The following is a 14,340-nucleotide window of genomic DNA, read 5'->3' as shown; positions in this document are numbered from 1 at the left end:
TCCCATTGCCCTACAACATTGTCTTGATGTAAAATATGGACGTAGGGAGTAGCCGTATTCGGAATTGCTGCTACTCCCTTATGTTTCCTTTTATTCTGCGCGCATGACGGCTCCCGTGGAACTTGCTAACCACACATTTTTTCCATCAAGCACGAAAACTTTAACTAATTTCTCCGTAGAATCTTCAAGCTCCCAGGTTGTGCCACCATCAGTGGTATGTAGAATGGCACCGACCCCAAAGTCACCACCGATAGCCCAGCCGTTATTCTCGTCCGCAAACCCAACACTTCGTAGTGTTTCTTGTGTGCCACTGGCTTGCTCTGTCCAGCTTTCGCCACCGTTATTGGTATGAAGGATTACACCATTTTCACCGACTGCCCAACCCATTGAAGCGTTAAGGAAAAAGAGGTCTTCGAGAATGTCTTCTTTACCAGTCTCTTGCGTAACCCAACTCTGTCCTCCGTCCGTGGTTTTTTGAATTAAGGCACTCTGTCCCTGTGTGCTCGGGCTCACGCGAACCCCCGCAAGCCAACCCGTCTCTTCGTCAAGGAACTGGACAGCGTTGTACATATTCGCATCGTCGTCGCCAACAGCACCGAGTTGGCCACCTTGAAGCACCTTCCAAGAGCGTCCACCGTTTTTCGTGGAGAGGATTGTATCGCTCTCTCCTACGGCGAGGCCGACATCTTTATTTACGAAATAGATGCCCTTAAGTCCGTTGCCAACTTTGCTGGTTTGTAATTCCCAGTCTTGACCGTTATCAGTTGCTACAATCGTGCCATTCGCACCAACTGCCCAACCATGTTTATCGTCTAAAAAGTAGACCTCAGCTAAATCGGCAGGGATTTGAACTTCCGATTTTTGCCAGGATGCACCACCGTCTGTCGTGTAACCGATGAAGCCCGGATTTTCAAAATCCTCAAACGACGCTGCACCCACTACCCAGCCGGTATTTTTGCTTGTGAAAGTGATAGACATGTAATCCCGAACGTTTGGGTCGCGTTCTTGCACGACTGTCCATCCTTCCGCCGTCGGTAAAGCAACAAAAACAGAACAGGCGATTGCCACTGTTACGAGAATCGCTAAATGCAATGTAAGTTTTAAACTTTCCTGCCTGAGACAAATTTTGTCCACACGGACAAAATTTGTCTTTGCTTTACATTGTCCGTGTGACTTCAATTTATTCATCTTTATCCTTCTCCTTTATTCTAATTTTCTGTAACAAGTTTTCAGTTCGTGAGGCACACTGAGAGTGTTGTGTTAGCAGCGCGCCTTGAGTGTGAGGGATGTGAATCAGATGTGACTTTGAATCCCTCCAGAAATTAGCGTCTAAACGCCAATCAGAAAGGCATACTACGTCGACAAAAGTCGTTTTTATAATATAACTCTGAAGGAAGAATTAAGTCAAGACATTTTTTCGTGTCGTGCCCGTTGCGTCTCTGCTTATGTACTGCGCTGAAACGGATTCCGCAATATGCGTAAGCACACCTTGGCATTATTGCCACCTACGAATTGTCATCTATTTGGCAACAATCAAAGTGCCAGTCTTAAAACTCTCCCCTACTTGAAGTTGGTAGACATAAACGCCACTTTCTACAATCTCACCGGCTTCATCGCGCCCATCCCACGTCAACTCTGTTTCTCCGGGCAGTGCGGTTAAGGTTTTGACGCGCATTCCGTCGATGTCATAGATAAGTACTGAAAATTCACCCGAAGCGTCTTCAAGTGTCCGTGCAGGGAACACAACCTGATTGAAATCTTCACTTGGAGAAAGCGGCGTGAATGGATTTGGATAGGGTTCGTCAAGTATGCGAAGCCTTTTCTCTATCTTTTCGGATTTGTTATCTGCTTCATCAAAGGCAATAACGGCATAGGTAAAACTACCTGTAGTTAAACGGCGTCTATCAATAAATTTGTATTCTGTTTTTGACTCGCTTATTTCTCCGAGTTGGGTATCCCCCTCAAAAATTTGATATTTTATTACGTCGCGACTACTGCTTGGTTTCCAGAGAACTTCGACCCCATCACTTGAAGTGATGATACTCAGCATCATCGGAGGCTCCGGTGCAGCTGTGTCGACAGATACTTCAACTGTTTGAATCGCAGAGCGTTCTGATTGTAAGAAGAGCGTCTTGTAAGCGGTTATCTGATACGTATGACTTCCCGGTGGCACATTTATCTCTCGGAACGTCGTTGATGAACGGTTTTCAACATTGATTGGTGCTTCCTTATTCCTATAGATGAGATAGCCGCTAACATCGAGGTCTTCTGATTTCTGCCAACGGAGTGTCACATCGTTTTCACCAGTTCCGTCGGCTTCAGCCGTGAAACCTATAACCGGATCAGGGGGTATGTTCGGGATGACCTCTAAAGTAAAATCGTCGTTGTTGAGTTTGCCATCCGCCTGTCCAGATCGGATAAATTCGCCGATGGGGCCGTCTTGGAGGTTGCGGAGCCGTGTTCTAAAAACTGACTCTAATATAACCGTGTTTGGGGTTCGAGCGTCAAATGTAATTTCATATATGGAATTTTGAAAGTCGACGACGGCATCTGCTAACTCGACGCGTAGAATGGTTCCGCCGGAGACGACGGCTCGCGCGACAATGGGATTCCCGTCGCGTTTGATGCCTTTGAAATCGGAGGATCGCGTCGAAAATCCAGGCGGCATTATGACTTCAATCGTCTTAATTTCCTCACCGGGCTCTGCTAATGATCGGTCAACAACGAGCGTTACAATGAGTGGCACCGTTGAACTGGCGGGGACAACGCCTTTCGTTTCGCCTTGGACGTTTATCTCGCCTACGGAAGTAACCGCACCATGACTGATTATCGGAACAAATACACCAACAGTAAGTATTAAAATAATCGCTGTGTTTTTCATTGGAGAAACTCTTTTCTTAAAGTATCAGGTTGAGCGAGAATCGCTGTGTCGTATTATTTTCGAAATCCCCACTCAGTAGTTGGATTCCGTAGTCGAGTTGGAGGTTCGTGTTACTAATCGGGATTTTGGCACTTCCGCCGAAGTTGAGGGTTGTTGCAGTGCTTGCTCCATTTTTTGCCCCGTATCCACCGCGGATAGCAATAGCTGTGTTAAGCCAAATTTCTATGCCTGTTCGGATATAAATTTCACCGTTACGGGATGCAATCTCCACTGTTCCTAAACTTCCTTTTAGAAAGTTACTAACCGCTTCACCTTGCGCGCTCATTTCTGCTATAGAGGCAAGTCTATATACCAAACCGGCACGGATATTCAGCGGCACTGCGTCTGTGTGTGTATCAGAGATACTCATGTTTGCAGGGAGTAAATTCTCAACAGACGCTCCAAGGCTCAGACTCTGGAACGGTTTGGTAATCACGCCGAGATCGAATGAAATAGCGGAACTGGAGGTCTGCGCAAAGTACGGGTTCTCAGCGACAAATTCGTTTGCTGCGTCGAAAGAGGTACCAAGAAATTTAAAGTTTGCCCCGATTGCCAACTGTTTGAAGAGCGCATTTCCATAGGAGATACGCACCACTTGTTCCTGATAGATTTCGGAGTCTTCTGCGAGGATGCCGAGACTCGCGCCAAGTGAACCTATTCTCCCGAACGGAATAATACCGCTGACACTGTTATAGGTGATGAGTCCATTGAAGCGTTGTGCCCGCGTGGCACCAATCTGGATTGCATCGATATAGCCTAATCCTGCAGCGTTGTAACTTGCGGCGTTGCTATCGTCGGCGAGCGCAACGAAGGCACCACCTAAACCCAGCGGTCTTGCCCCAACGCCAATATCGTTAAATGTCGCGGATGCAGTCGTCGGGAAAAATAGGGCTATCAGTAGAATTATATGGCGTGTGTGTTTCAATCTATTGTTTCCTTTTAGCAATATTTATTTTATGCGTTTGTGGGTCTCATACTCGGTAGGTCTACTTTGTGAGTTGCTGATATTTCTCTGAATCTTCAGTTAAAAACTTAATTCGGTGATCCTGTCATCGGCACGAAACTGACCCCTGTAACCTCTGTCGTTTCCAGAAACGGCTCGGAACCCTCTTCAATTTGGGGCTTCTTCTGAATTAAAAGGAGATTTTGCTCACTATCACCGACTGGAATAACCATTCTTCCGCCTTCGCCGAGTTGCTGAACCAAGTGCTCTGGGACGACCTTAGGCGCGGCTGCCACAAGCACGGCATCATAAGGCGCATATTCCTGCCAACCGTGATGACCATTGCCTTCTTTGAAGGATATATTCCGGTAGTTGAGACGTTCTAACCGAGCCTTCGCGCTTTTGGCGAGTGTCGGCAGAATTTCGACTGAGTAGACTGCCCCTGCCAATTCTGCTAAGATAGCTGTTTGATAGCCACATCCCGTTCCAATTTCAAGTACTTTTGAAGTCGGGGTGAGTCTTAGCAGGTCCGTCATTAATGCAACGATATACGGTTGCGAAACTGTTTGTTGGCAATGGATGGGGAGCGGACCGTCCCGATACGCTATGTTGAGATATTCTGGCTTTACGAACAGGTGCCGTTCTACCTTTTGCATGACAGCGAGTGTTCTCGGATCGCGGATGCCACGAGCTTCGATTTGATCCTTAACCATCTTCTTGCGTAGGGTCTCATAGTTTTTAGCAAGTAGCATTTTAATGTTAACTCCCGGACATCATTTTTTCCTTTGATGATCATACGGAAATTTCAATCAGAGACTTCTAAGACAGTCTGGTTCTATTGACCCATGGCTATGTGGTAGGGCATGAGAAGAAAAAGTCTGTGTTGCCTAAGGATATTTATAAGTTTCAAAGTGTCGCTGAAACCTCCATATCGCGCGATAAGTGGTAGTTCTATAATCTTACGCTCACCACCGATACCTTCAGGTGCAGCCTGATATAGCGGGGCAGATGAGAATCGAAGATTATTGACAAGTTGGGAGGACCATGTCTGTTTAGGGAAACGAATGATCTCAACCGTTTTTTCTTGCAATCCCGCATATTCTTGCGCGATGGCGAGTGCAAGGTTTAAACCGCCGAGTTCATCTACCAATCCGTTTTCTTTTGCCTGTCTGCCTGACCAGATACGTCCACGTCCGAGTTTATCTACCTCGGGTGTTGTTAACTCGCTGCGTCCAGCAGCTACCTTTGTAATGAATTCGTTATAGACTTCCTTAATCTGTTTCCGAATGATTTCCTGTGCTGAGGGCGGGTAATCGCTATAATCTGAGTAAAAATCAGCATGTTCGCCCCGTTTAAGAATTTCCTTTTGGATTCCCAGTTTTTCGTAGAGTCCTTTCAAGCTATACTTACCGCCAATCACACCGATCGAACCCGTAATTGTTCCGGGTTCAGCGACGATAACATTTGCCGGTGCAGCAATATAGTAGCCTCCTGATGCTGCCACATCTCCCATTGACACCACCACCGGTTTGATCTTGGTAAGTGGAACCAAGGCTTGCCATATAATATCAGCAGCGACAACAAGTCCGCCCCCGCTATCAATCCGCAAGACGACTGCCTTTATAGCATCGTCATCTTTTGCTTCCCGAATCGCTCGCACGATCGTATCCGCACCCATGACTTGTGTCCCCGTAAGCAGATCAGTGAAACTATCACCTGTTACCATCAATCCTTTCGCTTCAATAATTGCAATTTTCGGCTGTGGGACCCGCCAATCCTGCGTATACAACCTGCTTTTTGCGTATTCATTAAGGGATACCAAGTCTGTGTGTTTATCGGTGAGTTCGGTTACAGCATTTTTCAGGTGCCCTTCAGTGGAGATCCGGTCAACAAGTTCGATACGGAAAGCTTGCAGTGCTGTGTAGGGTCCCTCGTCAATGCGTTTTTTGACATCTTCGGGAGTCCATCCACGTCCCTTTGCAATCGCATCTACGAGCTGTTCATAGAGATCGTCCAGAATGATGTTCTGGATTTCGCGTTGTGCTTCGGACATCTCTTTTCTTGTGAAGGCTTCGGCGGCAGATTTATATTTCCCAATATGTTCGAGATTCGCTCTGATACCGAGCATGTCCAAGGTTCCTTTATAAAAGGAACGTTCTGCGCGCAGCCCAATCAACCGTACTTCGGCGAACGGATGTATTAAGATACCATCACAGACAGATGCGACAATATAATCTCCAGTGGAGCATTTAGTGGTGATGTAGCAGAGGACAACGCGGCCGGATTCCCTGAAATTCAAGATGGCATCTGCCATTTCCTGAAGTTGTGCCATGCCGTAGTCATCTCCATTGATACGAACGAGAATGCCAGCAACATCTTCATCCGATTTTGCTATGGACAAGACATCTTTCAGGGAGTGCATCTGCAAGTCAAGAAACATGCGGCGGCGAGGGAGCTGCTTCGTTGTAGGAGTGTTGGAAAAGTGAAAATAACCGACACCGGTTTGTGATTCTCGATTTTTGTCGAAAGTGTTTCCTGTCCCTAATCCCCAATTCCCGATATTAATACCAAAACGGACATCAAAACTCAGATCGCTGTTTAGTGTGCCGCGAAGCAGCAGCTCGCGAATCGGGCGTACCTCTAAAGCATAGCGGAGGTCAACGCCTTCAATGCCTTGTGTTTTCTGCATATCAAGTGAAAGAGTGGTTCGCCAGGTTCCTGGACGGATCGCTAATCCCAAATCGTAGGTGCGTCCAAGTTTCTCACCGAGTAATTTGGGCTGGTTAAGATCCCGCGCCATCGCACCGATTGAGAAGTATCGCCGTCGGTACATGAGTCCAAGAGAAAGGGAGCGGAATGTATCATAGGTTTTATCGTCTGAATTTATCCAGCTGTAGCTTGTTCCGGCGTAGAGCGAATGCCCCAGGTGTCGTCCGCTGGAGAGCGTATAGCGTGTAAAGGGCGTGTCAGCGTCAGCGGTCGCGAATTCGATCCCAAATCCCCCATTGGGGACAGCGAGGAAAAAAGCGTCATCGCCTGCCCAATTGCTCTGATATGTGCGGAGATAGTACAGGTTTAAGCCCCGGCCTGTACCCAACCCAGACGGATTAAAAAATGTGGCTAAGGCATCATCGCTAACGGCGATGGAGCTGGAGGGTAAGTGTGTCCCCGCCTTTGGTGACGCAGCAGCAGCAGAAAGTGTACTCATCCCGTAAATCAGTGCTGCCGAGACAATGGTTTTACCAACATACTGTAAGCAATGGTTAAATAGTAGAGGCGGAGCCATAAGATGAGTTTCAGTAGGAATTTATGAGCTGCAACACGCAATATAGTTCGTATGATAGACAAATAATATATACTTAAAATACTACAAAATAACGAAGATTGCAACAAAAATACTATTATAGCTTTAAATTATCAAAATACGTGGGTTTTTCAGTGAACTGTGGACATAAAATACTTCATTTTAGTAGGTGCTGGTTCGCAATGGATCAGTAATTGTGGAATCTACTGGACCCTAAGAACGCCGAGCGTATTGAGGAAACAATTCGTCATGGATATCAGAACATTGTTGCAAATGGGTTCGGCGTATTGCGTCAGCAGTGTCAACCAGCGTTGGGAAGAACATGCCGGCGCCTGTGTCAATTTGATACCCACCTGCTGAGTGGACGCTTAGATACTGATGTAGGGTCTCTAAATCTGGTTCGGTTGTGCAATGTCGCGTGCAATTCATTGTGAACATCCGCCGCCGGGTCCCACCGCCAAACGCTGCGTGATAAGTGTCATGATTAAAAATTACCACATCGCCGGGTGTATTTTCCAGTGCGATGTTTGTTGGAAAGTCGCGCGGTGGAATGCCGTACAGTGCTTCTGATTGATTCGGATCGATTTTCTCGGCTCTGACAAAGTGAGATGGATTTTGGCTCCCCGGAATAACGCGCAGACATCCCGTGTCTTTCGTCAATGAATCGAGGTAAAACGCTACCTTACAAGCGAAGAGTTGTCCCCAGTTGCCGTCGGGATGCCAACCGGTGTCTCCAGCGTAATAGTTTCCATCCCCGCCAGCATAGTTGAAGTCCTCACCGATGACACCACCAACCAGTCCCTTGATACGTTCATCATCAAGCAAGGTGCAAAGCCGAGGACGATGCTCAATCGGACCTCCGAACATTGTGCGGTGTGTCCCATCATGGTCTTTGCCACCACCGAATTCCTGAATCGTCATCTCGAATTCTTCGATAACCCATTCCATCTCGCTCGAAGAAAACAGGTTCGGTATTGCCAAGTAGCCGAAGGTGTTGAAAAAGTTCACTTGGTGTTCTGTTAGTTTCATGGGAGTGCCCTCAGTACTGAAACCCAAAGTCCAACTACCTGTTATATAGCAGGAAGTAGATCCATTCAGCAGTTTTTGCGGCTTTCTATTAGAGATTTGTTGGATTTATATTAACATGGTCAACATAATTTGTCAAGGCAATCACTAAATGCCCCTAAAAGATTGGTAAAACGGTTTTGTCTGTGCTACAATTTGTATAAATAACAGATTCGCACACTCAAAAAACACTAATCTTTTCATAGGATTTTAATCATGAAAAATTACATCCTCACGCTCTCACTGCTACTTTTCGTTATCTCCTGCGCGGTTACTGCAGATTATGCCGATGACGCAATCCGAACGCTATTACCTTTTGATGCTATTCCGGCTATTACAGACCCGCAGTTTGTGCCTGCCAACGAGGCGAAACTTGATCCCGACACCCTTGTTATCGGTGTAACCTTCAATGGCGAAAGCCGGGCGTATTCACTCTATCTACTCAATGGACACGAGATCGTCAATGACGTTGTCGGTGGACAGAAGATTGCCACTACATGGTGACCGCTCTGCAAAACGGCTATCGTGTATAGCCGGGAACTTGACGGTGAGACCTATACCTTCGGTGTCAGCGGCAAATTATGGCGGGATGCCCTGTTGATGTACGACCATCAGACCCGTACCCTCTGGTCGCATATTACTGGGGAAGCGATAAAGGGACCCCTAAAGGGCAAGCAGTTGAAACCACTGGTCTCCACACCGCAGATTGCATGGAAAACATGGCAGATGAACTATCCAGAAACCCATGTCCTGTCTGTACCTACCAGAGGCGTGATGCGTGAGAGTATAAATCAAGATGTCTACGCCGACTATCACGCCAGCGAGCGCGCAGGTGTGAGTGGAATGGAATACACCGATGATAGGTTACCCAATAAATCCCTCGTGATTGGGGTTCAAGTGCCAGCCAAAGATGGCACCACCCAGTTCCGCGCTTACCCCTTAACTCACTTCGCAAAAAATGCCGTAATTAACGACACACTTGGCGAAGTCCCACTGTTGATCTTTCACGACAAGAGGTCATTTGCGACAGCCGTCTTTACGCGGAACGTGGCGGGAGATGTACGCACCTTTAGCGCACCAGACAAGCATTTTGTACAAGATAATACCGGCACACGCTGGAATCTCATTACAGGTGAGGCGACCTCTGGAAAAGAAAAAGGAACACGGCTGGAGCGTCTACCTGCTATCAATATTTACTGGTTCGCATGGGCACGGTACTATCCTGAGACCTCTATCTATCGTTAGTCCGACCCCTCTTCCTGTAGAAGCGATCTGTGCTCGCGACCATAACTTCCTGTAGAAGCGATCTGTGCTCGCGATCATAACTTCCTGTAGGAGCGAGCTGTGCTCACGATCATAACTTCCTGTAGAAGCGATCTGTGCTCACGATGCCTTGACTTTCTATCTATCGTTAGTTCGACGCACCAAGCACATAAAAATTAGTCATCTAATTCAACAATCTCGCCTGTCATGTTACGATGCATCGTTGGACGAATGACTAATTCCGGGATGTTGCTCCGTTGCGGTAGCGTTGCGATCAGTAGAATTGCTGCTGAGGTTTCGTCAACATCTACCATCGTCGCGCGCGCATCGGCATCCGGTGGAATTGGACGATTATCCAGAATCGGTGTTGCGACTTCGCCAGGGACCACCACGCTCGCGCGGATACCCGTGTTCCGTAAATCCGCATTGAGAAATTCTGTGAAATTGATGACACCCGCCTTCGCAGCACCGTAAGCGAAGCCGCTAAACGGACCCGGCGTAACCGCCGCAAGCGACGATATATTGATGATCGTTCCCGATTTCGCCGCCAACATCGCGGGTACGACTGCTTTCGTGCAGAAAAACGTGCCAATCAGATTTGAATCAATAACCGAGCGCATCTCTTCAGGGGATGTGTTCAGAATCCGTCGGTGATGGGAACTGTGTCCGGCGTTGTTCACAAGCACATCAATGCGTCCGAATTTATCAAGCACATCTGCAACCATCTGTTCAACAGCGTCGTAATCCGCTACCTCGAGTACGTAGCTGACTGCAGTCCCTCCGGCTGCCGTGACTTCAGCCTTAACGGATTCTAATTTCGATGCCGTTCTACCGATGATAACAACTGTCGCGCCTTCTTCTGCCATCATGAGGGCAGCACCGCGACCAATACCGCTGCCGCCCCCTGTAATGATACATACCTGATCCTTTAAACGCATGCTTCACCTCTGCGATTTCTATATGTGTTTAAAGATACAGATTACCAGAATTCCGCAAAACTTTCAAGCGTTTCATTGAGCGGCCTTTGACAAAAACGTAATTAGTACTTGTCTACATGCCACCCATTTTCTTGCCAAGATTTAAACCTCCTATAAGAGGCTATATTTTCTTCTGTAGGCCATAGGACGCTCATAGCTCTTGCATGCTCTACAATCTCATCTCCGGTGAGTGTATAAGATTCTCCGAGCAAATGAGAAACTGTCGTGTACTTATTGATGATTTGTACCTCTGGCGTATTGCCAAACTTCTCAATGAGTCGTTGTTTCCGACGCTCGACTTCCGCTTCAACCTCTTGCAAGGTCATCTCTTCAATCGGCTCAAGCCACGGTTTCTGTGAGTAAACGACTTGTTTTTCGTCCGGGGACAAACTATCCATCCACGCAGCCAATGACATCCCAGGCGGTGGACGTAGATCTACCGACACGATGTCCAGCATTTCAGAAGTGTCTTCATCTGAGTCTCCATTCTCAATGTCTATAGACTCGGATATTTCCCGTAGGTACATCTTTTCTGAATTGGAACTTTCGTTTGGTGTGGTGAGATGTTCAGCCTCTGGGAGTGAAACCATCTCTTCTGACGAATCGATTTCTGAAAAATCCTCTTTTTTAGAATCATCAGGTATGAGGTCTTTCTCCCTATGAGAAGACACATTATGTGATGGTTTGCGGAGATTTTCTACAAAGCGTCTGTTACCATACTCTAGTGTTCTGTCAACTTTCAAATGATGGGAAACCCCAGTTCGTAGTAGTGCGATTTATCGCACGTCAGAAACGGGCAATGAATTGCCCTACTACGAACGACCTGTCAGTTTAGATGTGACAGACTACTAGGAATAACACCCAAGCCACGCCTATAACGACTAAAAAAGTTACCATGAAAGCGACTGTTTTCATTGAAGGTGCCTCCTATCCGGGCCCGCAAAAATAACACTGAGAGGGGAACCTGCAGGACAATTCCAGGTTCCCGCTTTGATATTGTGAGTATCAGTTGTATGTTGGTGACTCCCTTGGCTCTCGTGGTCCTCGTAGGTTATATCCTCCTTGACAACGTGGCCGGTTACATCACCGTCTATATGTATCGGGTATGCCCACGTGCGTTCGCTGTGCTCGCGATCATAACTTCCTGTAGGAGCGAGCTGTGCTCGCGATGCCTTGACCTTCTATCTATCGTTAGTTCGACGCACCAAGCACATAAAAATCAGCCATCTAATTCAACAATCTCGCCTGTCATATTGCGATGCATTGTTGGACGAATGACTAATTCCGGGATGTTGCTCCGCTGCGGCAGCGTCGCAATTAGCAGAATCGCCGCTGAGGTTTCGTCAACATCTACCATCGTCGCGCGCGCATCGGCATCCGGTGGAATTGGACGATTATCCAGAATCGGTGTTGCGACTTCGCCAGGGACCACCACGCTCGCGCGGATACCCGTGTTCCGTAAATCCGCATTGAGAAATTCTGTGAAATTGATGACACCCGCCTTCGCAGCACCGTAAGCGAAGCCGCTAAACGGACCCGGCGTAACCGCCGCAAGCGACGATATATTGATGATCGTTCCCGATTTCGCCGCCAACATCGCGGGTACGACTGCTTTCGTGCAGAAAAACGTGCCAATCAGATTTGAATCAATAACCGAGCGCATCTCTTCAGGGGATGTGTTCAGAATCCGTCGGTGATGGGAACTGTGTCCGGCGTTGTTCACAAGCACATCAATGCGTCCGAATTTATCAAGCACATCTGCAACCATCTGTTCAACAGCGTCGTAATCCGCTACCTCGAGTACGTAGCTGACTGCAGTCCCTCCGGCTGCCGTGACTTCAGCCTTAACGGATTCTAATTTCGATGCCGTTCTACCGATGATAACAACTGTCGCGCCTTCTTCTGCCATCATGAGGGCAGCACCGCGACCAATACCGCTGCCGCCCCCTGTAATGATACATACCTGATCCTTTCGCACGCTTCACCTCTGCAGTCTTTATAGTTGTATTAAGAGGGCAGATTAGCAGAATTCCGCAAAACTTTCAAGAATTTCGTTCAACATTAGGGAAAGGAATTTTGATTAAAACAGATAACAGGCCTTAGCTATGGTCCCAGTCTATGTCATTGAATGAAATCCCTTTTGCTCTTGCGTCTCGGTATTTTTTGAGTCTTTCCGGTGTATTTCCTACAAACTGTCTGAGCTGATCTCTTGCTTCAAGCATAGCATAGAATTCATAAGTTGAGGCAGTCGTCGTATGATCGTAGAGAGTACCGTACACCTTAAGATAAGAACGACATTCCTTGTCTGTTCTGGGTAGGTGGTGTTCTAATTTTCGCAAAAAATTGATGATAGAACCAACTTCCGGGATGTTTCCATGCCGCTTGATGAGTGCAGCGTGCATCCGTTCTACCCAAACTCCAGGATCTTTTGTTCTCAGTTCCTCCAAAAATCGAAATTCTTCTACGAAATTGAAAGAAGGGATGCGGTGTGACCATATCCCTTCTTTTTTAACGTCTATCAGCCTTGAGGATATGTTTAACCTTAGACACATCTGTCTAACGGCACGCTTCCTCACTGGCACTGCGAGTGTATGTAACCTCATTTGAATTGTAGACATACGTTGTGCCATGAGATGTATGCTCATATATTGTAACATCTTCGCATACCCATACCTTGGGGCCCGGGTATCCGTATGGCCAGTCATACCCACACACCTCAATAGTTTTCTCAGTATCAGGAGGATGGTCGACCGATGTTGAATTGGTGGTTGTCCCAGTAGTTGTATAGAGAAGCGTGCCATCCGGACAGTAATAGTAAGCCGTATAAGGTTGAGAATACTAGTAGTTGGCATCGGCTATAACTTGGTTTGTCGGAAACAATAAAGGCACAGCGGCTGTAAAGACAAATACCAGAAGGCTAAAGCCCGTAAAACATTTTTTTAACATTTTGTTCTCCTTCGTAGGGATGAGAAGAGAAACGTGGCTTGCACATCCACTTGATATGCAGTTTCCCTTCGTGTGCCTTAAAATTCTGGCAACTGCCAGATATCCAATTAGGCAACTCGCCTTTGGATCCTATGATGAGTATAGTACTCACATTCCGTGATAAAATAGAAAGTTTTATTCTTCATTATCGACATCTTCATCACCCAGTGCCTTTCGGAATTCTTCGAGTTTGATACGGTTTTCTTCAGTCGGGAAAAGAAAGAAATATGCTTCGAGGGCAGCAAGGCGTTCAGCATCTGTGATGCGGATTCGGAGCAAGACTTTTCGCAAAAAGTCAATATAAATATGCACTTGTGGAATATCGCCGTGATTTTTGATGAACCGTTCTTTTTGGATTTTGATGTATAACTCGGGATCTTCCTCCCTGAGTTTACCCTCGTCCACAGTCTCTGGACCTGGCTGATTTGGGATATTCCAGGCTTCTTCAAGGGCACGCCGATTGTTTTCATTTGGGAAGAGACGGTAGTGTGCTTCAAAGTAAGCAACGTACAACTGATGCGATATCTCAAAACCCGGGTTCCGTTGAAACTCTATAATGTAGCGAACTTCAGGGATGTCTCCGAACTGTTTGAAGAGGGTGGCGTGGTTATATTTTTGTTGCCACTCTTGAGAGATGTCCATATTGTGCCAGTTCGGAAGAATCTCCAGGTTCAGAAGTTTTTCGATATCTTTGTCTGTCAATTTCACCCACCCGTCAGGATAGTCAGAAGGTGATATGTTTTCCTCCAGCGGAAACAGGGATGCGTATGTTTCAGTTTCGTTTGCCATTGGGTTGTCCGTCTCTGCACATCCGAAAAAGAGGAGAAAAAAAGATAAACAGAGGAGGCTTACAAATAAAGTATGGTAAACTTTCATTTCATAT

Annotated in this window: 12 protein-coding genes; 1 reads left to right on the top strand and 11 read right to left on the bottom strand. The window is 46.9% G+C overall.

All coding sequences use genetic code 11. From position 1 onward, the window contains the following. Window positions 1-90 precede the first annotated feature (90 nt). The 6 genes from OXN25_09495 to OXN25_09470 all read right to left on the bottom strand — a co-directional run bounded on the left by OXN25_09495 (window position 91) and on the right by OXN25_09470 (window position 8,196). The gene (locus OXN25_09495) at window positions 91-1,188 is read right to left on the bottom strand and encodes a YCF48-related protein (protein MDE0425090.1); all 1,098 of its coding nucleotides are present in this window, start codon (window positions 1,186-1,188) and stop codon (window positions 91-93) included. A 331-nt stretch (window positions 1,189-1,519) separates the two neighbouring features. After that, window positions 1,520-2,881 carry a hypothetical protein gene (locus tag OXN25_09490; GenBank protein ID MDE0425089.1) on the bottom strand — a complete coding sequence of 454 codons (1,362 nt, stop codon included), beginning with the start codon at window positions 2,879-2,881 and terminating at the stop codon, window positions 1,520-1,522. A gap of 16 nt (window positions 2,882-2,897) precedes the next feature. Continuing rightward, the gene (locus OXN25_09485; protein MDE0425088.1) at window positions 2,898-3,845 is read right to left on the bottom strand and encodes a hypothetical protein; all 948 of its coding nucleotides are present in this window, start codon (window positions 3,843-3,845) and stop codon (window positions 2,898-2,900) included. Window positions 3,846-3,952: 107 nt separating this feature from the next. Next, window positions 3,953-4,615: a protein-L-isoaspartate(D-aspartate) O-methyltransferase gene (locus tag OXN25_09480; protein MDE0425087.1), complete on the bottom strand. Its 663-nt coding sequence runs from the start codon at window positions 4,613-4,615 to the stop codon at window positions 3,953-3,955. Between the two features lie 83 nt (window positions 4,616-4,698). Next, the gene (gene sppA / locus OXN25_09475) at window positions 4,699-7,149 is read right to left on the bottom strand and encodes a signal peptide peptidase SppA (protein MDE0425086.1); all 2,451 of its coding nucleotides are present in this window, start codon (window positions 7,147-7,149) and stop codon (window positions 4,699-4,701) included. A gap of 231 nt (window positions 7,150-7,380) precedes the next feature. Beyond that, the gene (locus tag OXN25_09470; GenBank protein MDE0425085.1) at window positions 7,381-8,196 is read right to left on the bottom strand and encodes a phytanoyl-CoA dioxygenase family protein; all 816 of its coding nucleotides are present in this window, start codon (window positions 8,194-8,196) and stop codon (window positions 7,381-7,383) included. A gap of 252 nt (window positions 8,197-8,448) precedes the next feature. Between OXN25_09470 and OXN25_09465 the strand changes: the two genes are divergently transcribed. Further along, window positions 8,449-9,477, top strand: a complete 1,029-nt coding sequence (locus OXN25_09465; protein MDE0425084.1) for a DUF3179 domain-containing protein — start codon at window positions 8,449-8,451, stop codon at window positions 9,475-9,477. A gap of 194 nt (window positions 9,478-9,671) precedes the next feature. On the opposite strand, the gene OXN25_09460 is transcribed toward OXN25_09465, so the two are convergent. The 5 genes from OXN25_09460 to OXN25_09440 form a co-directional block, all read right to left on the bottom strand. Continuing rightward, window positions 9,672-10,433 carry an SDR family NAD(P)-dependent oxidoreductase gene (locus OXN25_09460; protein ID MDE0425083.1) on the bottom strand — a complete coding sequence of 254 codons (762 nt, stop codon included), beginning with the start codon at window positions 10,431-10,433 and terminating at the stop codon, window positions 9,672-9,674. 101 nt (window positions 10,434-10,534) lie between these two features. Then, window positions 10,535-11,143: a hypothetical protein gene (locus OXN25_09455; protein ID MDE0425082.1), complete on the bottom strand. Its 609-nt coding sequence runs from the start codon at window positions 11,141-11,143 to the stop codon at window positions 10,535-10,537. A gap of 548 nt (window positions 11,144-11,691) precedes the next feature. Beyond that, complete coding sequence (locus OXN25_09450; protein ID MDE0425081.1) at window positions 11,692-12,450, bottom strand: SDR family NAD(P)-dependent oxidoreductase; 759 nt, start codon at window positions 12,448-12,450, stop codon at window positions 11,692-11,694. Between the two features lie 121 nt (window positions 12,451-12,571). Then, complete coding sequence (locus OXN25_09445; protein ID MDE0425080.1) at window positions 12,572-13,177, bottom strand: hypothetical protein; 606 nt, start codon at window positions 13,175-13,177, stop codon at window positions 12,572-12,574. 415 nt (window positions 13,178-13,592) lie between these two features. Continuing rightward, the gene (locus OXN25_09440; GenBank protein MDE0425079.1) at window positions 13,593-14,333 is read right to left on the bottom strand and encodes a hypothetical protein; all 741 of its coding nucleotides are present in this window, start codon (window positions 14,331-14,333) and stop codon (window positions 13,593-13,595) included. Window positions 14,334-14,340 lie beyond the last annotated feature (7 nt).

The sequence above is a fragment of the Candidatus Poribacteria bacterium genome (assembly GCA_028820845.1).
Lineage (GTDB): Bacteria > Poribacteria > WGA-4E > WGA-4E > WGA-3G > WGA-3G.
This window is presented reverse-complemented; position numbering and strand designations above follow the sequence as displayed.

Coding starts and splice junctions, on each gene's coding strand:
- sppA (MDE0425086.1), bottom strand. CDS start 7,149: ATGGCTCCGCCTCTACTATTTAACCATTGCTTACAGTATGTTGGTAAA.
- OXN25_09490 (MDE0425089.1), bottom strand. CDS start 2,881: ATGAAAAACACAGCGATTATTTTAATACTTACTGTTGGTGTATTTGTT.
- OXN25_09470 (MDE0425085.1), bottom strand. CDS start 8,196: ATGAAACTAACAGAACACCAAGTGAACTTTTTCAACACCTTCGGCTAC.
- OXN25_09460 (MDE0425083.1), bottom strand. CDS start 10,433: ATGCGTTTAAAGGATCAGGTATGTATCATTACAGGGGGCGGCAGCGGT.
- OXN25_09440 (MDE0425079.1), bottom strand. CDS start 14,333: ATGAAAGTTTACCATACTTTATTTGTAAGCCTCCTCTGTTTATCTTTT.
- OXN25_09480 (MDE0425087.1), bottom strand. CDS start 4,615: ATGCTACTTGCTAAAAACTATGAGACCCTACGCAAGAAGATGGTTAAG.
- OXN25_09445 (MDE0425080.1), bottom strand. CDS start 13,177: ATGACTGGCCATACGGATACCCGGGCCCCAAGGTATGGGTATGCGAAG.
- OXN25_09495 (MDE0425090.1), bottom strand. CDS start 1,188: ATGAATAAATTGAAGTCACACGGACAATGTAAAGCAAAGACAAATTTT.